Origin of the sequence: Ruminococcus sp., assembly GCF_045129435.1 — a bacterium.
Lineage (GTDB): Bacteria > Bacillota > Clostridia > Oscillospirales > Acutalibacteraceae > Ruminococcoides.
This window is the reverse complement of record NZ_JBGVJL010000030.1, coordinates 1-23356: the sequence shown is the minus strand read 5'-3', so window position 1 is coordinate 23356 and position 23356 is coordinate 1. Positions and strand designations below refer to the sequence as shown.

The window sequence follows — 23356 nt, the reverse complement described above, 5'->3', positions numbered from 1 at the left end:
GCATACGGCTCTTATAGCCTTTCTTATGCAATGCGGAACGATTGTCTGGTAGATTTTGAATACTCGCGGCTCGTTGTAGCAGGTGTAGCCGCCGAACAATTCATCTGCACCCTCGCCCGAAAGTACAACCTTTACATACTCGCTTGCAAGTCTTGATACAAAGTAAAGTGCAATACAAGACGGGTCTGCAAGCGGCTGATCCATATGGTACTGAACTGTAGGAACGGCGTCCCAGAATTCCTCACTTGAAATGAGGTGGGTGTGGTGCTCAACACCGATTTTCTCGCTGAGTCCCTTTGCCCAGCTGATTTCGTTGTAATGCTCGCCAAAATCAAAACCGACTGTAAATGTCTTTTGGTCTGCAAAATATGTTGAAACATAGCTTGAGTCAACACCGCTTGAAAGGAAACAACCAACCTCAACATCGGCAATCTTATGTGCATTTACTGAATTTTCAAATACCTTTTCAATGGAGTCAACTGCCTCTTCCTCGGTAAGCTCCTCGTTAGGATTAAAACGAGCCTCCCAGTAACGGGTAGTTTCCACCTCACCGTCCTTATACCAAAGGTAATGACCCGGCATAAGGCAGAACACGCCCTCAAAGAATGTTTCCGGCGGAACTGCATACTGATATGAAAGGTATGTATCCAAAGCTCTCTTGTTGAACTTTTTCACAAACTTAGGGTGCTCAAGAATACTCTTGATTTCACTTGCGTAAACAAATTCGCCGTCAATCATTGTGTAGTGCATTGGCTTAATGCCAAAGAAGTCACGGGCAACAAAAACTGACTTGTCCTTAGTATTATAAATTGCAAAACCGAACATACCGCGAAGCTTTAAGAGAAGATCCTCTCTCCACTCCTCAAAGCCGTGAATAAGCACCTCGCTGTCGGTGTCGGTATAGAACTTATGTCCCTTTTCAATAAGAACCTTTCTAAGCTCTTTATAGTTATAAATCTCACCGTTGAATGTGAGGACAAGTGTTTTATCCTCGTTATAAATCGGCTGATGACCGGCGTCAAGGTCGATAATTGAAAGTCTGCGAAAGCCCATCGCAATGTTATCGTCCATAAACACACCGTCTGAGTCAGGACCTCTGTGTGTGATGACATCTGTCATATTTTTAATGACCTTATCTCTGTCGATAACTTCGCCTGTAAAGCCACAAATACCGCACATATACTAAAACCCCTTTCGGTAATCTGTCAAACTATGTTTGTAACTGCATATATAGATTATTGTATCATAATTAATCTGTAAATTCAACAGTAAGAACTAATATAATACGCTTATTTGCCGTAAAGAATTATGGAGAATTCTCTATAAAACAAAGGTTATGTTTTTAATGTTGGGGTAATATTGATAAATTATAGTTTAGCAACGGTCGGGAAATTTCCTTTGAATTAGCACAGAATTTATACTCGAAAATAAAAATTTGGTCAACCTTTTTCAAATGTTGTGGGTGTGGGCAAAGCCCACAATACTTTAGCTAACGCAAAGCTTTGATAGCCAAACAGCCTGCTGTTTGGTGGCTTAAACACAATAGCGAAAGGCTTATAACTGCGACAGCAACATAAAAACCATTCTTCTTTATTATTTGTTAATGAAGTATTTCTTTTTAAAGGCTGTCGCCTGTTTTGTCAAACTTTGCTTTAACACACAAACAGCGTTGCTGTTTGTGCCTGAAAATTTGCAATGAAAACAACTTTTCTTGGGCGTTGCCCAAACCCACGAGCCTTTAAAAAGGCTCGACCTAAATTTTAAAATATTTATCCGAAACTTTCTGCTAAACAATAATTTACCCCAACTATTGAAAAAGAACCAAAGCAAAAACGGACACCGCAAAAGTGTCCGTCCAAAATCAGATTGTCGTTTGTTTGCTCTTTTTGTATTTTACTATAAGATAAACAAGCGAACAAACGAAAAGTATTATGCTTATTATCTGTGAGGTTGAAAGTCCGAAAAGGAAGCCCCTGTAGGTGTCTCCACGCAAAAATTCGTCAGAAAATCTGATTACCGAATAGCATAAAAGATATACAGCAAAAAGCTTGCCTTTGAATATGCCTTTGCTTAAAAATCTTGCAAGCACCAAAAACAGTATAAGGTTAAGTGATGCCTCTAAAAGCTGAACAGGAAAACGCAGAACATCATTTACCGACGGTATAAGCTCATTGCCATGCACTGCATAACCAAAGCTGCTCTCGATTCCGTAGCAACAGCCACCAAGGGCACAGCCTATTCTGCCAAAAAAGTGGAACAGCGGAACACCGGGTGCAACAATGTCGGAATACGCCGGAATATCAAACTTTTTCTTTTTACAATAAATAGCACCTGCCGCCATACCGCCAAGAAGTCCGCCATAAAAAACCGAACCGCCAAAAATAGTTGCCATACAATTTATAAAATCACCAAAGGACTGAACATATTTTCCAAAATCAGACAACAGCTTTATAATCAGGTCAATTCTGGTAATGGCATATAAAAGGTGACTGCCGACAAACACACCTATAGCTGAAATAAGCAGAAGTACTATAAAATCATTGTCATCATAGCCACGCTTTTTTGCATTTCTGCAAATATATATTGCACAAACAAATATACCTATAAGTGCCACAACGCCATACATAGATATATCTCTGCCAAACAATTCAAAAGTAGGAAACATAGTTTTTCTCCAAAAAAGACAACCTCCTGCACATTGTACAAGAGGTTGAGATTTAGTGCATTTTTAAATTATGAAAGTGAGCCTGCTACTGAAGCAACTGCACATACTGCACAAATAGCACAAGCCATGATGATACCTGCAAGAACAACACCGATGATACCTGTTACAAGACCACCTGTTGCCATACCCTTGTTAGCATCGTTAAGCTTACGAACCTTAACAGCAAGGATGATAGCTACGATACCGGCTGCGATAGCAAAGAAGTAGCCATATGGAATCCATGGTAAAATGATTGATAAAATACCACAAATAAGTGATGCGATTGCAAAGTTTTTAGAATTCTGCATAGTTAAATCCTCCTAAATTTTCCTCTCTATTTTTTGAGTGACTTAATTCTACCATAATTTCACAAAACTGTCAACAAAATATTTGCTTTTTCAAGTCTTTTCTTTGCAAATATCGGTATTTTCGTTAAATATGCACAAGTAAACTATACAAATTCATTAATCTATTTATATTTTGTCACTTTAAATTTCTACTTTACTAAATATCATAACACTCAATATTACCGAAAAAGCAAAACTCCGACCTCATAAGAAGCCGGAGTCTGCTGTTTATTTATTTGAGCTTTGCATTAAGCTAAACCGCATTTTTCGATAAAGTCGTAAAGACCTTTCTTATTATTCTTAATCATCTTTGCTCTGATGTTGAACATCATAATTGTAAGGAGTGTGAAGATGATTGCAATAGAGAGAAGAACGATTGTTACTTCAAGAATATTGCCATTACCTGAGATTGTGCCTCTGAATGCGTCAACTGCATAGCTGAATGGCAACCACTTATGAATTGTAGCAACAAAGTCGCCTGAAATTTCGATTGGGTAAGTACCTGCAGAACCTGCAAGCTGTACAACCATGAAGATAAGCATTAAGAAGCTGCCTACCTTGCCAAGCCATACATTGAAGAAGTAAAGAATTGACATAAATGCGATTGCGGTAATTCCTGCTACAAGGAATGTATTTAAAAGCTCGGTTGGCTCAAAGTGTAAGAACAACTGGAGTGAGCCAATCATTGCATAAGCAGAAACAAGTGCTACGAGATAAGCAATGCCTGCCTTGCTCAGCCACCATGAGAAGCCTGACTTGATTGTGCCATGGTGCTCTGTGAGAGGATACATAATACAGAATGCTATGCAAAGTACCCACAAACCTACGCACATCATATAAGCTGCCATTGCGTGACCGTTATTTTCAACATTTGAAATCTTAGTTTCGTTTGATTCAACAGGGCTTGCAATCATTTCATAAACATCGTCATCGCCCTTGTTTTCATCAATAGTCTTTTGTCCGTCCTCAAGACCTGTCTTTAAGGTATCTGCACCGTCTTTAAGGTCTGAAAGTCCGTTGCCGAGTGTAATTGAACCGTCATAAAGCTGACCGGCACCGTCATTAAGAGTTACAGCACCGTCTGCAAGCTGATTTGCACCGCTTGTAAGCTTTGAGTTGTTAGCTGTAAGAGTAGCAAATCCACTTGTAAGTGTCTTTGTACCGTCATCAAGAGTTTTGGTACCGTCTGCAAGCTGAGAAGTACCGCTCTTTAATTCAGCCGCACCGCTGTCGAGTGACTTAGCACCACTTGAAAGCTGAGCTGCACCGCCTGAAAGCTGTGTAGCACCTGAGTTTAACTGAGCTGCATTATCGTTAAGCTGTGAAAGTCCGCTGCCAACCTGAGCAACACCGCTTGTGTAAGCTGTAAGTCCGGTTGAAAGTGACTTAGCACCCTCAGATACCTGAGAAATACCGCCGTCAAGAGTTGCCATACCTGGGATAAGCTGTGTATCAAGTGCATAGCTTACATTTGCAAGACCGCTGTACATTCCGTTTACTGCTGTTTTTGCACCGCCAAGAACAAGCTCTTTGTTTTCGTTAAGCTCTGCCACACCGTTTTTAAGCTCTGTTACCTTTGCAAGTGATGGAGCAAGCTGCTCAAATGTTGTGCCTATTGCTGTTGCATCATTTGCGGCAGATGAAACATTTGCTGCAAGGCTGTCTGCAATTTCCTTTACCTGAGCGGCTGTCTGTAAATCACCGCTTGCCTGCAACTGAGCAGCAAGCATATAAAGTGACTTTGCGTTTTCACCCGCATTTGTAAGATTGTTTGCAAGGTCAGTTTTTACTGCGTTAAGATTTGCAAGATCTTCATCTGTTGGAATAGATGCGTTCTGCAACTCATCGTTCATCTGACCGATAGCTGCTGAGTAAGTATCAAGTCCACCACTCAACTGGGTAATTGTATCTTCACTTGGCAAACCGCTTTTTACTGTGCTACTCATCTGGTTAAGACCGCCGAGGAGCTGTGAGCTGCCTGATGAAAGCTGTTCATTACCTGCTGTAAGCTGACTTGCACCGGCTGTGAGTGCCGAGCTGTTTGCGTTAAGTGCTGCCGCACCGTCATTGGCTTGCTTTACACCGTCTGTGTAGGTCTTTAAACCACCCTCAAGTGTTTTTGCACCGCTCTCAAGTGTTGCTGTACCGGAGGTAAGTGTCTTTGTACCGTCTGAAAGTGAAGCTGCACCGTTATCAAGCTGTAAAGCACCTGTAAGTAAGGTTGTAGCACCGTTTGCAAGTGTTGTTGAGCCGTCTGAAAGCTGATTTACACCGTCAAGGTAAGATGAAAGACCAACCTTTAACTCGCTTGTGCCGTCCTTAAATGTAAGTGTGCCGTCTGCTAAAGTTTTTAAATTATCTGAAATGGTTTTGTTGCCGTCAGCAAGCTTTTCTGTGCCGTCATAAATTTCGCCTGCACCATCGGCAGCGTCCTTCATTCCGTCACCTGCTTCACCGATTTTATCAAAGATAGTTTCGGCATAGGTCTTTGTGACCTCCTGAGCAACCGAAGTCTTGATTTTTTCAAGAGCGGTTTCGCTCATTTTCATTGCTATATAGTTTGTGCCCGGATTTGTTTTGTAGTCAAGCTCCATCTTCTTTGGAGTTGCGTCCATAAGAGTAGTAGCATTTTCTGAGAAATTCTTTGGAACGGTGATTACCATATAGTAAGTACCGTTTTCAAGTCCACGCTCTGCCTGCTCTGAATCTGTAAAGTTAAAGCACAGCGAGCCGTCGTCCTTGAGCTTGTCAACAAGTTTACCGCCTACATCAAGGGTTTCGCCCTCATACTCGACCGGCTCATCAAGGTTTACCACCGCAACAGGCAAATTATCAAGTTTGCCGTACGGGTCCCACATTGAGCCAAGGAAAAGAGTGGTGTAAATTGCCGGAATAGCAATGATGAATACCAATACAATTATCAGTATCTTGTTACGCCACAGGCTTTTCCATTCCTGTTTTACCATAACAGTATTCTCCTTTCTTTACACTAATCAACTCCATTGTTATTAAACTATATTATATATTTTAATAGATAAGGTGTTGATTTTCTTTGTGTTATATATTATAATATCTATAAAGAGAACATTCAAGCATTAAAATTAACGCTTGTGTTTAATAATAGACATAAAAGAAGTTAGTGTTGAGGATTGGAGAATAAATTATGGCAGCGAGAACAGACAGGCGTGTGAGAAAAACAAAGTCGGCTTTAAGGCACGGTCTTGCGGTACTCACACAGAAAAAAAGCATTAAAGAAATTACAGTAAAAGAGCTTGTGGAAGAGGTGGATATTAACCGTTCTACCTTTTACCTGCACTATACCGATATATATAGTATGGTAGCAGAGCTTGAAAATGAGCTTTTGTCGGAATTCAGACACGCAATCGACCTTTATCCGCCGACAAACAGTGAGGAGGAGATGTGCAGATTCTTTGAGCATATATATAATATTTTAGATGACAACCGAGAAATCTGCATTGCTCTTGTAAGCGAAAACGGTGATATTTCGTTTATCCGACAAGTTGAAAACTTTGTAGCCGAAAAAATCAAAAAGATTTTTGAAAGCGGTATGGTTAAAAATGTAGATGACATAAGATATGTTTTTGACTTCTGCATTTCAGGCGGCATGGGACTTTTTAAGCATTGGCTTACAGACGAAGCCCCGCTTGAACCTGCACATATGGCAAAGATTACTACAGATATGGTTGTGGGTACATTGAAAAGCTTTGACAAGAGCTTTGATGTGTCTAATTACTCAAAAATTAAGCTTTAATTTTGCTGTAAAATTTGCTATAATATAAATGTATAGTAAAAATATACGGCAAAAAGGCTTTTGTGACAGAAAAATATGCGTAAAAAGAAAGAAAATCTGAGTTTTTTTCTTAAATCTCTTGCATTTTTTGAAGTTATATGCTATTATAATTGACATATGACTGATACTTTAAGGAGGTGGGACAATGCCAAACATTAAATCTGCAAAAAAGCGTGTAAAGGTTATCGCTACTAAGACAGCTCAGAACAAGGCTGTAAAGTCAGCTTTAAAGACAGTTATCAAAAAGGCTTACTACGCTGTTGACACTAATGCTGCCAACAAAACAGAGGCAGTTAGTCTTGCTATGAAGAAAATCGACCAGGCAGCAGCTAAGGGTATTATGCACAAGAATACAGCTGCAAGAAGCAAGTCATCTCTTGCAAAAAGACTTAATGCATCTGCATAAGTTTAAGATTTTGAATTGCAACCTTAAAAGCAGAGAAAATTTCTCTGCTTTTTTTGTTTTTATGTTGACATTTTCCTGAAAAATGATAGAATATATTTAGATAATACGCATATAATATTGCCGTTAATTTAAACATAATCGGGAGGAATAACATATGAAAAAGAAACATTTTTGGCTCATTATCAGCATTATTTCTGCGGTTGCTGTAGCTTCTGCTGCACTCACAGCTTTCTTCATTGTTAAAGATAAGCAGAAAAAGGATGACGAGGAGCTTATGGAGTACCTCGACAGCTCTATTGAATAAAAAATTTAAGGTCATCCGCTTGGGTGACCTTATTTGTTACGGAGTGGTTTTGTGATACAACAAGAGCTTGACAAACTGCTGAGTGATGCACAAAAAGATGACAGCCTAAAAGCAAAATTAATTGCAACAAAGAGTGCCGAAGACCCTGTGTCGCAATTCTGCTCACTTTGCCAAAGTCTTGGTTACAATGTGACCATAGGCGAGCTTTTTGCCTGCGGTCAGGATATGAACGATTCAAAGCTGAGAAGTGTAAACGGCGGCGGTGTAAACGGTATAGACGGCTGGGATGATACCTACGAACGGTTCTTTCTTACACTCGAATGGTGCAAATAAAAAAGCAGGTTCTATGCCCTGCTTTCGGTGTTGACTTTAGCTTATAAATGCTGTATAATAAAGGTGTAAGGAAACGGCTTTAGCTGTTTCGCAAACATGGGTTAATTTTTATGACTAACCGTCTTGTATTCGCAGTACAGGGCGGTTATTTCTTTTTTATATCATTTATGATTTTATCAAATGCTACTAAAACAATAGCAAATACAATTAAGTATGCAATACTCTCAACCATAAAATATAACACCCCCTTTCTCAAGGGAGCTGAAACAGCCGCCACCGTTTCCTTACATTCGACATTATAACAAATATTACTACAGTTGGCAACAAGAATTTTTCTATTTGAAGATCACTTGCAAAATCACAATAATATTGCAATTTTAGGCCATATGTGGTATTATGAAGAATGGATAGTATTCGCTTTGAAACTGTACCACTTTAAATTTTTAACTTTATCCGATAGCCTGTATCCTTAGGGAACGGGACGATGCGGAAAGCGGTACGGGATTTACTTGTAAATCCTTTTATTTCTTTTTAGCGGTATGTTCTAATACTATTAAGGAGAATTACCAATGAAAAAAACTGTAACAACATTTGCAAAGGCTAAGCAGACAGGCGAAAAGCTTACAATGCTCACCGCCTACGACTACTCAACCGCAAAGCTTATGGACGAGTCTGGAGTGGACGCTATTTTGGTTGGCGACTCACTCGGAAATGTTATTTTAGGCTATGACAGCACAGTGGCTGTTACTATGGAGGATATGATTCACCATGGTGCGGCTGTTGCAAGAGGTGCAAAGGAAGCAATGGTAGTGGTTGATATGCCGTTTATGTCATATCAAACCTCTGTTTATGACGCACTTGTAAACGCAGGCAGACTTATGAAAGAAGCCAACGCCGGAGCAGTTAAGCTTGAGGGCGGCGAAAGCGTTTGCGATGCAATCAAGGCTATTACACAGGCAGGTATTCCTGTTATGGCTCATCTTGGACTTACGCCTCAGTCGGTAAATGCCTTTGGCGGATTTAAGGTTCAATGTAAGGACGAGCTTTCTGCAAAAAAGCTTGTTAAAGACGCTCTTGCTGTTCAGGCGGCAGGTGCATTTGCGGTGGTGCTTGAGTGCGTTCCGGCAAAGCTTGCCGAATATGTAACAAGTGTGCTTGACATTCCTACAATAGGCATTGGTGCAGGTGCAGGCTGTGACGGTCAGGTGCTTGTATATCAGGATATGCTCGGAATGTTCAGCGACTATACACCGAAATTTGTTAAGAAATACGCAGATGCCGGCTCATTTATGCGTCAGGCATTCACTGATTATATAAATGAAACCAAGTCAGGTGCTTTTCCAAGTGAAGAGCATTGCTTTAAGATTGACGAAGATGTGATGAAAAGGGTTATGGAGGAAGAAAAATGATTAAGCGTACAGGTTCTGTTGCCGAGGTAAGACAGCAGGTTAAGGAATGGAAAAAGCAGGGACTTACAGTAGCACTTGTGCCGACAATGGGTTATCTTCACGAGGGTCACAAGAGCCTTATTGACAGAGCAGTCAAGGAAAATGACAGAGTAGTAGTCAGCATTTTTGTAAACCCGATTCAGTTTGCACCGAACGAGGACTTGGAAAGCTACCCGAGAGATATTGAAAAGGATACCGAACTTTGCACAAACGCAGGTGCAAGCCTTATCTTCAATCCGACACCCGAGGAAATGTATCCAAACGGATTTTCTACAAATGTTGTAATGAATAATCTTACAAAGGAGCTTTGCGGCAAAACAAGACCAACTCACTTTGGAGGCGTTTGCACAGTTGTAAGCAAGCTTTTCAATATTGTTGCTCCTGACAGAGCATATTTTGGTGAGAAAGACGCTCAGCAGCTTGCAATTATCAAAAGAATGGTTCAAGACCTCAACTTTGATATTGAAATCAAGGGCTGTCCTATAGTTCGTGAGGCAGACGGTCTTGCAAAAAGCTCAAGAAACACCTACCTTTCAGCAGAAGAAAGGCAGGCAGCATTGGTACTCAGCAAGAGCATTGCACTTGGCAAAGAAATGGTAAAAAACGGCGAGCGTGACGCTCAGACTGTAATTGACGCTATGACAAAGTGCATTTCAGCAGAGCCGCTTGCAAAAATTGACTATGTAAGTGTGGTTGACGCTTTGAGCATCACCCCTATTGAAAAATACAGCGGTTATGTACTCACCGCTATCGCCGTTTATATTGGAAAAACAAGACTTATTGATAACTTTATTGTTGACATTGACACATTATAATCGTGTTTTGCAGAAAGGGAGAGGGTTATGACAGTTACAATGCTTAAAAGTAAAATTCATCGTGCAACTGTAACTCAGGCAGAGCTTGATTATGTTGGCTCTATCACCATTGACGAGTCTCTTATGAAAGCTTCCGGCATTATGGAATATGAAAAGGTACAGATTGCCGATGTAAACAACGGTCAGCGTTTTGAAACCTATGTTATTGCAGGCGAGGAAGGCTCAGGCGTTATCTGTCTTAACGGTGCTGCGGCAAGATGTGTGCAGAAGGGCGACAAGGTAATTATTATGAGCTATGCTCAGATTGACAATACAAAGGCATTCGAGCACAAGCCAAAGGTCGTATTTGTTGACGATGAAAACAAAATTACAAGAATCACTTCATATGAAAAGCATGGTCTTTTAAAGGATATGGAGGACTGAAATGTTTAAAGGCAAAAACATAATCCTTGGCGTAACAAGCAGCATTGCCGCCTACAAATCCGCAAATGTCGCAAGTGCACTTGTTAAAAAGGGCTGTAATGTAAATGTGCTGATGACGCAGAATGCAACAAATTTCATTCATCCGCTTACATTTGAAGAGCTTACCAAAAACAAGTGCATTATAGATACCTTTGACAGAAATGTACAGTACAATGTTGCACACATTTCACTTGCAACAAGTGCAGACGCATTTCTGATTGCACCTGCCTCGGCGAACATAATCGGCAAAATTGCAAACGGAATTGCTGACGATATGCTCAGCACCACCGTTATGGCTTGCAAATGCCCTGTTATTATTTCGCCGGCTATGAACACCAATATGTTTGAAAATCCTATTGTGCAGGACAACCTTGCAAAGCTTGAACGATACGGCTATATTATAGTACCTCCGGCTGAGGGCAGACTTGCCTGTGGTACAGTCGGAAAGGGCAAAATGCCTGATGAACAGGTATTGCTTAACTACCTTGAAAGGGCCTTGACTGAAAAGCAGGACTTTAAGGGCAAAAGGGTACTTGTTACGGCAGGCCCTACTCAGGAGAGCATTGACCCTGTGCGATACATCACAAATCATTCCTCAGGCAAAATGGGCTATGCCGTTGCAAAGCAGGCAATGCTCAGAGGTGCGGAGGTTACTCTTGTGTCGGGCAAGGTAAATTTACCGCCTGTACCGTTTGTAAAAACAATAAATGTAACTACCGCAGAGGAAATGTACAATGCGGTTACAAGAGAATTTGACAGCACAGACATAGTAATCAAGGCGGCGGCTGTAGCAGATTTTCGCCCTGTTAATATTGCCGATGATAAGTTAAAAAAGGCTGACGGAATGGAAAACATTCCGCTTGAGCCTACAAAAGATATATTAAAAGCACTTGGTGCAAACAAGAAAAATCAGTTTATCTGCGGTTTTTCGATGGAAACTCAGAATATGACTGAAAATTCAAAGAAAAAGCTTGAAAGCAAAAACCTTGATATGATAGTTTGCAACAACTTAAAGGTTGAGGGTGCAGGCTTTCAGGGCGACACCAATGTGGTTACAATTATTGATAAGTCAAGCACAACAGAGCTTGGCATAATGTCTAAAACTGAGGTTGCAGACAAAATCCTTGACAGAATTGCACAGCTTAGTAAATAAATAGGTTTATAGTGTTGGAAAATTTGAGTAACAGTCGGGAATTTTCTGCTTGAATTATCTCAGACTATATACTCGAAAATAAAAATTTGGTCAACCTTTTTCAAAGGTTGCAGGTGTGGACAGAGTCCACAAAACTTTTAGTTTAAGCAAAATTATGATAGCAAAACAGCCTGCTGTTTTGCTACTTTAACACAACGGTGAAAGCGTGCAGATGCGACAGCATTATAAATACAGAAAAGATATTTTTCCTATTTATGAATTATTTCCTTTTATATGGCTACCGCCGTTTTGTCAAGCTTTGCATTAACACACAAACAGCGTTGCTGTTTGTGCCTTATAAATTTGCACAGAAAACAACTTTTCTTGGGCGTTGCCCAAACCCACGAGCCTTTGAAAAGGCTCGACCTAAACTTTTTTATTATTTACCCGACATTTTGCGAAGAACCCTAACAAACAAGATTTCAGAATGGATGATTTTTATGCAGGAAAGAATACTTGAATTACTTTCACAGGCAGATGACTATATTTCAGGACAGGAGCTTTCAACCCAGCTTGGTGTGTCCCGTCAGGCAATTTGGAAAGCCATTAATTCCCTTAAATCTCAGGGCTATGTCATTGACTCGGTCACACGCAAAGGCTACCGTCTTGTGGCTTATCCCGAACATCTCAACACCTATGCAGTAAAATCACACCTTAACACTCAGCTTATCGGCAAAAATCTTGTTGTTCTGGATTCTGTCAATTCAACAAACGATTATTTAAAGATTCTCGGTGCAAACGGCTGCGAAAGCGGAACTTTGGTTGCGGCAAGAGAGCAGACTAAGGGCAAGGGCAGACTCGGCAGAGTGTGGCAGACTAAAAAAGATGACGGCATTGCATTTTCTTTTCTGCTTCGCCCTGACCTTGCACCAAATGAGGTTACTGGCATCACCCCACTTGCCGGTCTTGCGGTATGCAAGGCCATAAGAGATTACACAGGCATTGACTGCAAAATCAAGTGGCCTAACGATATTATAACAGGTCACAAAAAGCTTGTGGGTATTCTCACCGAGCTTAGTGCGGAATTTTGTGCTGTCGAGTACACCATCACAGGTATCGGCATAAATGTTGAGCACACCGAATTTCCTGAGGAAATTGCTCACAAGGCAACTTCAATTTTCCTTGAAACCGGCAAACACATTGACCGCAACGAATTTTTGGCGGTTGTTATTGAGTATCTTGAAAAGGAACTTTTGTCAAATGATTTAAGACTAACCGAAAAAGCACTTGAGGAATACACTTCCCTGTGTGCCACCATTGGAAGAAATGTCAGCTTTTTCAGAAATTCACAACAATATAATGGAGTAGCTGAAAAAATTGACAGCAACGGTGAGCTTGTGGTAAAGCTTGAGGACGGTACTTTGCAAACAGTAAATTCCGGCGAGGTTACTGTGCAGGGTATCTATTAATCGGAGGTAAAAATGCCGATATACAAAATTGCCGACCTAAACATTGAGATAAACACGAAATATAAAAAAACAGATCAATTACTTGCTGATTATCTTACAGATGAAAGCACCTTTGACTTTCATATTGAGGTTGAGCAAAGTGATATAGACAGGCTTATGGCTGAGGGCGGAAGTGATTATCTGTGCGAAAGCTGTATGATAAACACCCTTGTTTGCAGGGAAATTCTCGACAACTATGACGGACTTTTCTTTCACAGCTCGGCTCTTATGCTTGACGGCAATGCCTACCTTTTTTCTGCTCCAAGCGGCACAGGCAAATCAACCCACACCGCACTATGGCGAAAGCATTTTGGCGATAGGGTGACAATGATTAATGACGACAAGCCGATTATCCGCAAAAAGGACGGCGTTTTTTATGTTTACGGCACACCATGGATGGGTAAATCAAATATAGGTGCAAATATTTCTGCACCGCTCAAGGCTGTTTTTTTGCTTGAGCGTGACAGCAAAAATTTTACCGAAAAAGTAAGTGCCGGAAAAGTTTTTTCAAAACTGCTTGAAGCAACCTTGATTTCAAAAAAGCAAAGCAGAATGAGCCGAATTTTAGAGCTGTATGACGAGATTTTTTCGGCTGTTGATTTATATTCTTTGCACTGCACCATAAGCGATGACGCAGTTATGGCGGCATACAACGCAATTTGTAAATAGCGCTTATCGAAAGGAATTTACTATGGATTTTGAGAAAGTAGTATCTGTTAAAAATATGAGAGAAAGTGACGCCCGCACTATTGCGGACCGTACTCCGTCTGCCGAGCTTATGAGGAGGGCGGCACAGGGAATTTTTGATAAGGTAAAGTTTGCCGGCAAAACCTGCGTTGTCTGCGGCAAGGGCAACAACGGCGGTGACGGCTATGCTCTTGCGTGTATTCTTGCAAGGCATTCCATGCAATGCACTATTGTAAGAGTTGTTGAGGGCTTTTCTAAAGATGGACTTTATTACTATCAGCTTGCAAAATCGCTTGGCGTAAATGAAATTTCTCTTTACGAGGCTGGCAATTTTGAGGGCTATGACATTGTTGTAGACTGCTTGCTTGGCACAGGCTTTTCCGGTAAGGTTGAGGGCGAAATGGCTCAGGCAATCACTCAGATTAATATGACGCCTGCCTATGTTGTAAGTGCCGACATCAACAGCGGTATTAACGGCGACACAGGCTACGGTGAGCTTGCCGTAAACTCAGACATTACGGTTTCTGTCGGCAGTCTGAAAACAGGACTTTTCCTCAATGACGCACCGTATTACATTGATTCGCTCACAAATGCCGACATTGGCATTGAGATTTTGCTTGATGAATACAAACTCATTGATTACGATAGTCTTGAGCTTTTTGAGGGATATAATTCGGAGGTTTATACAACCGAGGAATTTATGGAAAAATTTAATTATTCCCCCGAAACCTGCAATATTACCGAGGTGATTGCACAAATGAGTGCAAAAACCAAGAAAACAATCGTGGTAAAAACCGAGCACTCTGCGGTCATTGCCGATGTGAAGTATGTGTATTTTTGTGCCGACTACATCAGAAATTAACAATGCCTTTATTTTTGATTTTGTATATTGATAAACAGTCAGGCGTATGATAAAATAGCTTTTGAAAGGGATTGATGTTATGCGAAATTTAATGCAGAAATTTGCGATTTTTATGCAGGGCAGATATGGCACCGATAAGCTTAATAGCAGCCTTTTTGTGCTTTTTCTCGTGCTGTGGTTTGTCAATATTTTTGTTTTTGCTCTCGTGCCTACCCTCATTATTGATGCTTTTGAGGTTGCAATAATTGTTATTATGATTTATCGTTCGCTTTCACGCAATATCACCAAACGAAGTGCGGAAAATCGTGCCTTTATGCCGTTTTACAACGCAGTAACAGGCTGGTTTAAGCTCACATATAAAAAAATCCGTGACCACAAGGAATACCGCTATTTAAAATGTCCTATCTGCAAAGCTCAGCTAAGAGTACGCAATGTAAAAGGCAAACACAGAGTACGCTGTCCAAAATGCGGAAGTGAATTTGATAAGAAAATATAAGCATCTACACTGTTGTTAATAAATTAAAGCAATCAAAAAGCAGGGTATAACCCTGCTTTTTGTTGGTTCTGTTTTTAATATTGGGGTAATGTTGATAAATTTATGGTTTAGTAACGATCGGGAAATTTTGTTTGAATTAGCACAAACTTTATACTCGGAAATAAAAATTTCGTCAACCTTTTTCAAAGGTTGTGGGTGTGGGCAAAGCCCACAATACTTTCCCATTATGCAAAGCTTTGATAGCCAAACAGCTTGCTGTTTGGCGACTTGAACACAATGTCGTGAGCCTTTTAATTGCGATAGCAACACAAAAAGCCTTTATTCTTTATAAATAAATTATTTCCTTTTAATTGCTATCGCCTGTTTTATCAAACATTGCTTTAGCACACAAACAGCAACGCTGTTTGTGCCTGAAAATTTGCAATGAAAACAGCTTTACTTGGGCTTTGCCCAAACCCACGAGCCTTTAAAAAGGCTCGACCTAAATTTTTTGTTAATTACCCAAAGCTCTCTGCTAAACCATAATTTTCCCAAACTATTGAAAAAGAACCTTTTTGTTAGCAAACAATAATTCCTCTCAACTATTGATAAAGCCCATAAAAATTATTCCTACGCCCTACTTACAAACAAGTCACCATTGAAGATTCCACGCATATATGAGATTGCGATGCCGTAATTTGTGAAAGGGATATTTGCATTTTGTGCGATTTGTCGGCGGTGAGTAATTTCTCTTTCGTTGAGCATACAGCCGCCGCAATGAATTACAAGCTTATATTTTTTCAAATCCGAGGGAAATTCTCTGCCTGAAGTGGTTTCGATATTTATATTCTTGCCTGTGTAATTTCTGAGAAGTCGTGGCAATTTAACTGTGCCAATATCATCGCATTGGCGGTGATGTGTACATCCCTCGCTTATTAGAACTGTGTCACCGTCAATCAGCGTATCTATCGCCTTTGCTCCGACTGTGGCGGTATCAAGTACACCCTTGTATCTTGCCATAAGGATTGAAAACGAAGTCAATCTTACATCCAACGGCACAATTTTTGCTACAGCTGCAAAAGCCTGACTGTCGGTGATAACAAGTGACGGCTTTTTGCCCAGTTCTTTTAAGGTCTGCTCAAGCTCGGTATCTCTTGCCACAACTGCTATTGCACCGGCATCAAGAATATCTCTGATTGCCATTTGCTGTGGCAAAATTATTCTTCCCTTTGGTGCCGCCTTGTCTATTGGCACAACAAGTACCACAAGGTCACCTTCGTTTATTAAATCCGAGCAAAGCTTTTGGGGTTCATTATTTGTCTTTAATAGGCTTGCAATCCGCTCTTTAAGTTCAAATATTCCTATATTTTGCTCTGCACTTATAAACATTCCGTCCGTTGGCTGTGGTGGATTTTCAAGCAAGTCTGCCTTATTGTACGCCACAATGTACGGGATTTTTTTCTGCTCAAAAATGCTTATCAGTTCGTTATCTACCGCAGTTTTTCCGACATTGCCGTCAACTACAAGCACCGCAATGTCTGTGCGGTCAAGCACCTGTCTTGCCTTTTCCACACGCATTTTGCCAAGGTTTCCCTCATCGTCAATTCCCGGTGTGTCAATTACCACAACCGGACCGAGCGGCAAAAGCTCCATGGCTTTCATAACGGGGTCTGTGGTAGTGCCCAAGACCTCGGAAACCACCGATAGCTTCTGTCCCGTAACGGCATTTACAAGGCTTGATTTTCCTGCATTTCGCCTGCCGAAAAAGCCGATATGCACTCTTTCGGCAAGCGGTGTATCGTTAAGTCCCATAAGCACCTCTTAAAAGCGAAAATCTCGACTGCCATTTTCAATCTCGGCTATGTGCTGAGCGGCAATTTTTCGTACCTTTTCATTCGGTATTTTTAAAAGCTCTTTTTCAATAAGCTGTTCACCGATTTTTCTTGTTTCATCGCTTGCGTAGTCCATAAGGTACTCCTTGAGCGTCATAAGTGCGTTTGGGTGACAGCAATTCTGAATCTGACCGCTTTTGCAAAGTGACATAAAGCGGTCGCCTGTTCTGCCCTCTCTGTAACAAGCGGTACAGAATGACGGAATGTAGCCAAGCTTCATCAGCCAGTTTACAACCTCGTCAAGTGTGCGGTTGTCGGAAACATCAAATTGCGAGGTGTTCTCGTCCTCTTCCTCAGGCTCGGCGTAACCGCCAACGCTTGTGCAGGACGCACCGCTTATCTGCGACACACCGAGTCTTATTACCTTTTCACGCACCGCCTTGCTCTCTCTGGTAGAAATAATCATACCTGTGTAAGGCACAGAAATTCTGATTAATGCACAGATTTTTGCAAAAGTATCGTCGTCAATGCCGTTGTCAAACGAATCGGGATCAATGTCATCAGCGTGTTTAATTCGTGGAACGCTGATTGTGTGAGGACCAACGCCATGCACAGCCTCAAGATGCTCAGCATGCATTAACAGTCCTACAAATTCATAGCGGTACAGCTCCAATCCAAACAGTACGCCAAGCCCTACATCATCAATTCCACCCTGCATTGCCCTGTCCATTGCCTCGGTATGATAGGCATAATTGTGCTTAGGGCCTGTCGGATGAAGTTCTTCATAGCTCTTTTTATTGTAGGTTTCCTGAAAAAGAATGTAAGTACCAATGCCTGCGTCCTTTAGCTTTCTGTAGTTTTCAACTGTTGTGGCGGCTATGTTCACATTCACTCGTCTGATTGCACCGTTCTTATGGTTGATTGAGTAAATCGTCTTTATACACTCCAAAATGTACTCAATCGGGTTATTTATCGGATCTTCGCCTGCTTCTATCGCAAGCCTTTTGTGTCCCATATCCTGCAAGGCTATAACCTCGCTTTTAACTTCCTCCTGAGTAAGCTTTTTACGGCATATGTGCTTGTTTTTCAGGTGATAAGGGCAGTACACACAGCCGTTTACACAGTAATTTGAAAGGTAAAGCGGTGCAAACATTACTATTCTGTCGCCGTAAAAATCTTTTTTTATCTGCTCGGCAAGGTCATAAATCTTTGCAAGTCTTTCAGGATCCTCGCAAGCAAGCAACACGCTTGCCTCCCTGTGCTCCAATCCCTTTCTGAGTTTTGCTTTTTCAATTATGCTGTCGATAAGTTCAAAATTATTTTTGTTTTCATCGGCATATTTTAATGTTGCAAGGATTTCCTCGTCATTTATAAATTCCTCTGCTTTGAGAGATTTTTTGTCATACATTTCAATTTTTCCTTTCCTATTCGGCAATTACGGCTCAATATAGTTACCTACATCTGTCACAACCTCATAGCCGATAGATTTCATTCGCCTTTTCATACAGCTTATACATTGAGCCGACTCGTCGCCTGTGCAAATTTTGTTATCATACAGGGAATAGTCTTTTCTGTGCTCAAGGGGCGAAAGGTTTGGCATAACCACATTTGCACCGTGAAGTATGCCCTTTTCTCTGCCATTGCTGTCTGCTGTACCTAGAGCCGTTGTTGACGGCAACAGAACGCTCGGCAACATCAGCCTGATAATTGAAATCAGCATAAGGCACAGCCATACACTTCCGTTTGGGAATTTTGCAAACGGCGTGTCCTTGTGCGGAATAAAAGGCCCTATCCCACACATCTGAGGATTGAGATTTTTTATAAAAAGCAGGTCATCGGCAAGGTTTTCTGTTGTCTGATAAGGAGAACCCACCATAAAGCCTGCACCTGTCTGATAGCCGATTTTTTTCAATCGGTACAGACAATCGAGTCGGTTTGAGTGCGACATTTCGCTTGGGTGCAGTTTTTCGTAATGCGTCCTGTCGGCAGTTTCGTGACGAAGCAGATAGCGGTCTGCACCTGCCGAAAACAGTCTTTTATAGCTTTCATAGCTGCGTTCACCAAGTGACAGCGTAACCGCACAGTCGGGATATTTTTGCTTTATCTGCTCAACGATGCGGCACATTACATCATCGGTAAAATATCCGTCCTCTCCGCCTTGCAATACAAATGTGCGAAAGCCAAGCGAATAACCTGTGTCGCAACAGTCTAAAATCTGCTGTTCGCTAAGTCTGTACCGTACAGCGTTTGTGTTTGATCTGCGTATTCCGCAGTAGTAGCAATCATTTTTGCAAATGCTTGAAATTTCAATCAAGCCACGGATATATACCTTGTTTGAGTAGTATTTCTGTGCCGTCTGCTGTGCCTTTTTTCGCAAATGCTCAAGCTCTTCGTCTGAAATTGTATTTATTAAAGCGACAAGCTCTGCTTTGCTTGCTGTGTGCTCAAAATAAAGCTTGTCGATGATTTCATAATTTTTCATAATTTATAGTAAACCGGTATTTGGTGATGTTTTTCTGTTTTAGTAATAATTAATAATAAAATTTAGGTCGAGTCTTTTTAAAGGCTCGTGGATTTGGGCAACACCCAAGAAAAGTTGTGTTTATTGCAAATTTTCAGGCACAAACAGCAACGCTGTTTGCGTGTTGCTATCGCAATTATAAAGCTTTCGCCAATGTGATTAAGTCACCAAACAGCAAGCTGTTTGGCTATCAAAGCCTTACATTATTTTAAAGTATTGTGGGCTTTGCCCACACCCACAACCTTTGAAAAAGGTTGACCAAATTTTTATTTTCGGGTATAAAATCTGTGATAATTTAAGTAAAAATTTCCCGACCGTTGCTAAACCATAATTTACACCAGCTATTGACAAAAAGCCACTGTTTTTCATAATATATGCTTTCAAAAATCGGCAGGAACAAAATTCCTGCCGACTATTTTTTAATTAATTTTGTTCTCTTATCATATGAAGAACGCCATTGTTGCAATTTTAGAAATGTCTGCCACCGCCACCATGTGATGAATGACTGCTGTGGTGGCTGCTATGGTGACTGCTGCTGTGATGACTGCTGCTTGATGATGAAGATGACACCGAGGTAGAAGTAACATTTTTATAAAGGAACTTATCGTAACGCTCAGTAAGATTAAGCGAGCTGTTCCTTGCAAGGTCATAGCTTTCGCCCTTGCCGTTCTGACTGTATTTGTAACGAATAACAAAGCTGATACCTACGGCAAATATCCCCACCGTAACTGCAAACGCAAATGCGTAAAACAAGCCTTTTTCTATTCTATCTAAAATTGTAAGATTTTCTACAATTTCAATATTTTTGTAGGTAGCGTCGCTATCTGTATTTTCACCTATATAGTGATAATACTCAACAGCCTCAATGAAAGCATCGCAAGCACCCTGATAGTCGCTGTTTGCAAGCTCATATTGAACATTGTCAAGCGTATCGTCTATACGGCTGTCATCAAAATAATACATTGCCTCGCCTTTTGTAATGATATACATTTCACGAGAACCCATATCAACGGTGAGAAACACACCGCTTTTTTCTTCCCCGCAACCGTAATCGTGGCTATCAAAATAATCGTTACAGTAGTTCTCCATATCATATGACGAAACATTGTTGTTATTTGTGTAGATAACAGTATCCCAGCCTGTTTCAAGAGTACACTTTTTGAGGTTATACTCAATGGTATCCTCCTGAGAATCAAGAATAATATCCGCATCATCTGTAAGCTTTTTTGTGCTTTCGGCAAACGCTGTATTTATCGAAAACGCAGCCACAGCCGTCACCGCCAACACCGTGGCTGTTATGGAAAGTATCTTTTTCATGATAGAAATATACCTCCCAACAAGCCGATAATTGCCGCAATGCCCGATATGACGCTTGAAAGCAAAACAAGCTTGCTCGTTGCGGCAGGCAGACTGCCATATATTTTGCCGGTTTGACCGTTGATTGCATAAGGAAAAATTTTGCCCTTATAATTGTAGGTCATAATCCACACAGGTAAAAGCGTATAGCTCCAGTTTTCAATATCCGTTCTGTCAAAATAGTTAGTAATTTCGACACCCGAATATTCATTGCAGGTATCCTTTAAAATTTGCTTGCAATACTCATCAACTCTGCTGTCAACCATTTGCTGAATATCGGATTTTTCAATATCTCTTTTCTCAGCCTGAAAGCCCGAAAGATAAGACATTGAAAACTTTTGTGCCTGTGATAAATCATAAGGGTGCATACATTGCAGCATATCTCTGTCAGTAGCCGAAAGTGCTCGCTCAAAAACATTGCGAACATACACATCGCCGCTTCTGTAAAGCTCATAGTAAGAGGTTTCTGTGTAGCGTCTGCTGCCCGTTGTCCAATGTCTGTATTTTTTGCCTTTGGCAACCATATGCGAATCCTGTTGAGTGTCTATGTACCAATAAGGAAAATAAACACCTGTCATTTTTTGAATGTGAGAATCACTTACAAAATCCTTAGGCAAGAAATGCTTGTTTTTTACATTGTTCTTAAAAGCCTCCACCGCTTGCTCATGTGAAAGCTTAAAAGGAATAATTCTGTCGGGTCTGAAATCACCCGATAATCTGCCCTTCAGCACAACAGGATTGTGGCAGTAAAAGCAGGTAGTAGCCGCCGTTGAAGAAGTGGTTACTACCTCTGCACCACAGGAATCACATCTAAAAACATATCCCTCATGCTGTTCCTCTTTAAATTCCTGCTGATTGTCAGCACCGCTTTGTTCCCTCTGAGAGTAAATTTGCTGAATCTTCTCCGGAGAAAACTCCGAAAGACAGTATTCACAACAAAATCTTTGCCTTTCAGGATTAAAGGTAAGCGGTGCTGCACAGGACGGGCAGTTATAATTGACTGTACCCATTTATTGTTCTATCTCCGATTATTCTGCCTTAGTACCGCACTCAGGACAGAACTTCTGGTTTTCTTTTAATTCAAAGCCACAATTTGAGCAGAAGTGCTTTTTAGGTGCGTCAGGCTTTTTTGCACCGCATTCTGGGCAGAATTTGCCTGTATTAACAGCACCGCAAGCACAAGTCCAGCTGCCTGCTGCCTGCTGAGTCGGCTCAGCCTGAGCCTGCTGCTGTGGAGCATTTTGCTGTGGCTGACCACCGCCGAGTGGGTTGCCCTGTGGCTGTTGAGGCTGCTGTGGCTGCTGATTGTTGTAGTGTGGGTTCTGCTGGTAGCCGCCAAGAATATTGCCGCCTGCATTCATACCCATGCCCATACCCATAAAGCCTGCCATAGCACCGTTTGAGTTTGAGCCTGCTGCCTTCATACCTTCTGCAACATTAGCTGCTACATAGCCCTGCTGAACTGCTGCGTCTGAAAGCATAGCACCTTTGTTTCTCATATTGATAAGCTCTGTGCTCTCGTCATTGTAAGAAATGTTGATAGCAACCGCCTGAACCTGGAAACCACGCTGCTGCTCCCATTCCTGATCAAGAGTCTGAGCCATATACTGACCGAACTCACGGGATTTACCCTTAATAAAGCTGATTCTGTAGCCATCAGCTGAGAAGTTGTTGATAGCTGAGCTTAAAGCTGCCTCAAACTCTGTATTGTACTGGAGTGACTTTGACTTGTAGTCAAATGGCTGACAAGCGGTAACAAGTCCCTTGTCGATTACCTCCTGATAGAATTTGAGTGGGTCTGTAATTTTAATAGAATATGTACCGTGAGCACGGAGGAAAAGCTCTGCATTGTAGAAGCTGTCAAAGTAGTTTACAACATTCTTTGTGCCGAAAAGAATACCTGTGATTTCAGCAAGGTTGATGTAAATTACATACTGCGACTGTGACGGAATTCCGCCGTACTTAATACGAGAGAAAGTTTCTTTAAGAGAGTCGCCAAACTGACCGCAGAAAAGTGATGGCATTGAACTGTTGCTTACCTGATAATAACCCGGCTCTGCTGTAAAGTCAACTACCTTTCCGCCGTCAATAAGGAGCATACACTGGTTATCATATACCTGAATAACCGAACCGTTTGATACGATGTTTGGTGTGCCCTTTGTGTTCTGAGATGTGCCGTGTGTTATCTTTTCACCGGGAACCATTGCAATAGTTCCGCTCATTGGTCTTGGCTGAATAACCTCCTGCCAAGAATCTGCCAATCCGCCTTTAACTGAGTTAATGGCTGCTCTGATAATGCCCATAGTCTTATCTCCTTTTACAAGAATTTTTTCTTTATTTTTATTTTTGTGAG

General features: G+C 41.2%; 22 protein-coding genes. 12 read left to right on the top strand and 10 right to left on the bottom strand.

All coding sequences use genetic code 11. The features are described from left to right. From asnB to ACJMMI_RS01465, 4 genes are all read right to left on the bottom strand, one after another. On the bottom strand, positions 1–1179 hold a 1179-nt coding region (asnB, locus tag ACJMMI_RS01480; protein ID WP_405352832.1), incomplete at its 3' end, for an asparagine synthase (glutamine-hydrolyzing). Positions 1180–1861: 682 nt separating this feature from the next. Then, complete coding sequence (locus ACJMMI_RS01475; RefSeq protein WP_405352830.1) at positions 1862–2665, bottom strand: prolipoprotein diacylglyceryl transferase; 804 nt, start codon at positions 2663–2665, stop codon at positions 1862–1864. Between the two features lie 68 nt (positions 2666–2733). After that, on the bottom strand, positions 2734–3012 hold the full coding sequence (locus ACJMMI_RS01470) for a DUF4190 domain-containing protein (protein ID WP_405352828.1): 279 nt from the start codon (positions 3010–3012) through the stop codon (positions 2734–2736). A gap of 287 nt (positions 3013–3299) precedes the next feature. Then, complete coding sequence (locus tag ACJMMI_RS01465) at positions 3300–6017, bottom strand: YhgE/Pip family protein (protein ID WP_405352827.1); 2718 nt, start codon at positions 6015–6017, stop codon at positions 3300–3302. A 197-nt stretch (positions 6018–6214) separates the two neighbouring features. Between ACJMMI_RS01465 and ACJMMI_RS01460 the strand changes: the two genes are divergently transcribed. The 12 genes from ACJMMI_RS01460 to ACJMMI_RS01405 all read left to right on the top strand — a co-directional run bounded on the left by ACJMMI_RS01460 (position 6215) and on the right by ACJMMI_RS01405 (position 15315). Then, a complete protein-coding gene (locus ACJMMI_RS01460) occupies positions 6215–6823 on the top strand; it encodes a TetR-like C-terminal domain-containing protein (RefSeq protein ID WP_405352826.1) in 609 nt (202 codons plus the stop codon). Positions 6824–7007: 184 nt separating this feature from the next. Further along, positions 7008–7268, top strand: coding sequence for a 30S ribosomal protein S20 (gene rpsT / locus ACJMMI_RS01455; protein WP_022234005.1), 261 nt, complete (start codon positions 7008–7010; stop codon positions 7266–7268). Between the two features lie 154 nt (positions 7269–7422). Further along, a complete protein-coding gene (locus ACJMMI_RS01450) occupies positions 7423–7572 on the top strand; it encodes a hypothetical protein (protein ID WP_022234004.1) in 150 nt (49 codons plus the stop codon). A gap of 51 nt (positions 7573–7623) precedes the next feature. Further along, on the top strand, positions 7624–7905 hold the full coding sequence (locus ACJMMI_RS01445) for a hypothetical protein (protein WP_405352824.1): 282 nt from the start codon (positions 7624–7626) through the stop codon (positions 7903–7905). Between the two features lie 569 nt (positions 7906–8474). Further along, complete coding sequence (gene panB / locus ACJMMI_RS01440; RefSeq protein WP_405352822.1) at positions 8475–9314, top strand: 3-methyl-2-oxobutanoate hydroxymethyltransferase; 840 nt, start codon at positions 8475–8477, stop codon at positions 9312–9314. Beyond that, the gene (gene panC, locus ACJMMI_RS01435) at positions 9311–10168 is read left to right on the top strand and encodes a pantoate--beta-alanine ligase (RefSeq protein ID WP_405352820.1); all 858 of its coding nucleotides are present in this window, start codon (positions 9311–9313) and stop codon (positions 10166–10168) included. The genes panB and panC overlap by 4 nt, the downstream gene beginning before the upstream one ends. Positions 10169–10195: 27 nt before the next feature. Beyond that, positions 10196–10591 (top strand): aspartate 1-decarboxylase, encoded by a 396-nt coding sequence (panD, locus tag ACJMMI_RS01430; RefSeq protein ID WP_405352819.1) that lies wholly within the window; start codon positions 10196–10198, stop codon positions 10589–10591. 1 nt (position 10592) lies between these two features. Further along, on the top strand, positions 10593–11783 hold the full coding sequence (coaBC, locus tag ACJMMI_RS01425; protein ID WP_405352817.1) for a bifunctional phosphopantothenoylcysteine decarboxylase/phosphopantothenate--cysteine ligase CoaBC: 1191 nt from the start codon (positions 10593–10595) through the stop codon (positions 11781–11783). A gap of 479 nt (positions 11784–12262) precedes the next feature. Beyond that, positions 12263–13231: a biotin--[acetyl-CoA-carboxylase] ligase gene (locus ACJMMI_RS01420; protein ID WP_405352816.1), complete on the top strand. Its 969-nt coding sequence runs from the start codon at positions 12263–12265 to the stop codon at positions 13229–13231. A 12-nt stretch (positions 13232–13243) separates the two neighbouring features. After that, positions 13244–13939 carry a hypothetical protein gene (locus ACJMMI_RS01415; protein ID WP_405352815.1) on the top strand — a complete coding sequence of 232 codons (696 nt, stop codon included), beginning with the start codon at positions 13244–13246 and terminating at the stop codon, positions 13937–13939. A gap of 22 nt (positions 13940–13961) precedes the next feature. After that, complete coding sequence (locus tag ACJMMI_RS01410; protein ID WP_405352813.1) at positions 13962–14819, top strand: NAD(P)H-hydrate epimerase; 858 nt, start codon at positions 13962–13964, stop codon at positions 14817–14819. A gap of 79 nt (positions 14820–14898) precedes the next feature. Further along, positions 14899–15315, top strand: coding sequence for a hypothetical protein (locus ACJMMI_RS01405; RefSeq protein ID WP_405352812.1), 417 nt, complete (start codon positions 14899–14901; stop codon positions 15313–15315). 609 nt (positions 15316–15924) lie between these two features. Here ACJMMI_RS01405 and hydF read toward each other — a convergent pair. The 6 genes from hydF to ACJMMI_RS01375 all read right to left on the bottom strand — a co-directional run. Further along, positions 15925–17106: a [FeFe] hydrogenase H-cluster maturation GTPase HydF gene (hydF, locus tag ACJMMI_RS01400; RefSeq protein ID WP_405352810.1), complete on the bottom strand. Its 1182-nt coding sequence runs from the start codon at positions 17104–17106 to the stop codon at positions 15925–15927. 9 nt (positions 17107–17115) lie between these two features. Further along, on the bottom strand, positions 17116–18534 hold the full coding sequence (hydG, locus tag ACJMMI_RS01395) for a [FeFe] hydrogenase H-cluster radical SAM maturase HydG (RefSeq protein WP_405352808.1): 1419 nt from the start codon (positions 18532–18534) through the stop codon (positions 17116–17118). Between the two features lie 27 nt (positions 18535–18561). Beyond that, positions 18562–19608 carry a [FeFe] hydrogenase H-cluster radical SAM maturase HydE gene (hydE, locus tag ACJMMI_RS01390; protein ID WP_405352806.1) on the bottom strand — a complete coding sequence of 349 codons (1047 nt, stop codon included), beginning with the start codon at positions 19606–19608 and terminating at the stop codon, positions 18562–18564. Positions 19609–20115: 507 nt separating this feature from the next. Next, positions 20116–20964 carry a TPM domain-containing protein gene (locus ACJMMI_RS01385; RefSeq protein ID WP_405352805.1) on the bottom strand — a complete coding sequence of 283 codons (849 nt, stop codon included), beginning with the start codon at positions 20962–20964 and terminating at the stop codon, positions 20116–20118. Then, the gene (locus tag ACJMMI_RS01380) at positions 20961–22013 is read right to left on the bottom strand and encodes a hypothetical protein (RefSeq protein ID WP_405352803.1); all 1053 of its coding nucleotides are present in this window, start codon (positions 22011–22013) and stop codon (positions 20961–20963) included. Before ACJMMI_RS01380 ends, ACJMMI_RS01385 begins: the two co-directional genes overlap by 4 nt. An 18-nt stretch (positions 22014–22031) precedes the next feature. Then, positions 22032–23356, bottom strand: a 1325-nt coding sequence (locus ACJMMI_RS01375) for an SPFH domain-containing protein (RefSeq protein WP_405352801.1), incomplete at its 5' end; no start/stop codon positions are given.

Bases quoted from the DNA above. Each gene is read 5' to 3' on its own strand.
- ACJMMI_RS01470 (WP_405352828.1), bottom strand. From the start codon at position 3,012: ATGCAGAATTCTAAAAACTTTGCAATCGCATCACTTATTTGTGGTATT.
- ACJMMI_RS01460 (WP_405352826.1), top strand. From the start codon at position 6,215: ATGGCAGCGAGAACAGACAGGCGTGTGAGAAAAACAAAGTCGGCTTTA.
- ACJMMI_RS01385 (WP_405352805.1), bottom strand. From the start codon at position 20,964: ATGAAAAAGATACTTTCCATAACAGCCACGGTGTTGGCGGTGACGGCT.
- rpsT (WP_022234005.1), top strand. From the start codon at position 7,008: ATGCCAAACATTAAATCTGCAAAAAAGCGTGTAAAGGTTATCGCTACT.
- ACJMMI_RS01475 (WP_405352830.1), bottom strand. From the start codon at position 2,665: ATGTTTCCTACTTTTGAATTGTTTGGCAGAGATATATCTATGTATGGC.
- ACJMMI_RS01420 (WP_405352816.1), top strand. From the start codon at position 12,263: ATGCAGGAAAGAATACTTGAATTACTTTCACAGGCAGATGACTATATT.
- ACJMMI_RS01450 (WP_022234004.1), top strand. From the start codon at position 7,423: ATGAAAAAGAAACATTTTTGGCTCATTATCAGCATTATTTCTGCGGTT.
- ACJMMI_RS01465 (WP_405352827.1), bottom strand. From the start codon at position 6,017: ATGGTAAAACAGGAATGGAAAAGCCTGTGGCGTAACAAGATACTGATA.
- ACJMMI_RS01380 (WP_405352803.1), bottom strand. From the start codon at position 22,013: ATGGGTACAGTCAATTATAACTGCCCGTCCTGTGCAGCACCGCTTACC.
- hydE (WP_405352806.1), bottom strand. From the start codon at position 19,608: ATGAAAAATTATGAAATCATCGACAAGCTTTATTTTGAGCACACAGCA.
- panB (WP_405352822.1), top strand. From the start codon at position 8,475: ATGAAAAAAACTGTAACAACATTTGCAAAGGCTAAGCAGACAGGCGAA.
- ACJMMI_RS01405 (WP_405352812.1), top strand. From the start codon at position 14,899: ATGCGAAATTTAATGCAGAAATTTGCGATTTTTATGCAGGGCAGATAT.
- ACJMMI_RS01410 (WP_405352813.1), top strand. From the start codon at position 13,962: ATGGATTTTGAGAAAGTAGTATCTGTTAAAAATATGAGAGAAAGTGAC.
- ACJMMI_RS01415 (WP_405352815.1), top strand. From the start codon at position 13,244: ATGCCGATATACAAAATTGCCGACCTAAACATTGAGATAAACACGAAA.
- coaBC (WP_405352817.1), top strand. From the start codon at position 10,593: ATGTTTAAAGGCAAAAACATAATCCTTGGCGTAACAAGCAGCATTGCC.
- panC (WP_405352820.1), top strand. From the start codon at position 9,311: ATGATTAAGCGTACAGGTTCTGTTGCCGAGGTAAGACAGCAGGTTAAG.
- panD (WP_405352819.1), top strand. From the start codon at position 10,196: ATGACAGTTACAATGCTTAAAAGTAAAATTCATCGTGCAACTGTAACT.
- hydG (WP_405352808.1), bottom strand. From the start codon at position 18,534: ATGTATGACAAAAAATCTCTCAAAGCAGAGGAATTTATAAATGACGAG.
- hydF (WP_405352810.1), bottom strand. From the start codon at position 17,106: ATGGGACTTAACGATACACCGCTTGCCGAAAGAGTGCATATCGGCTTT.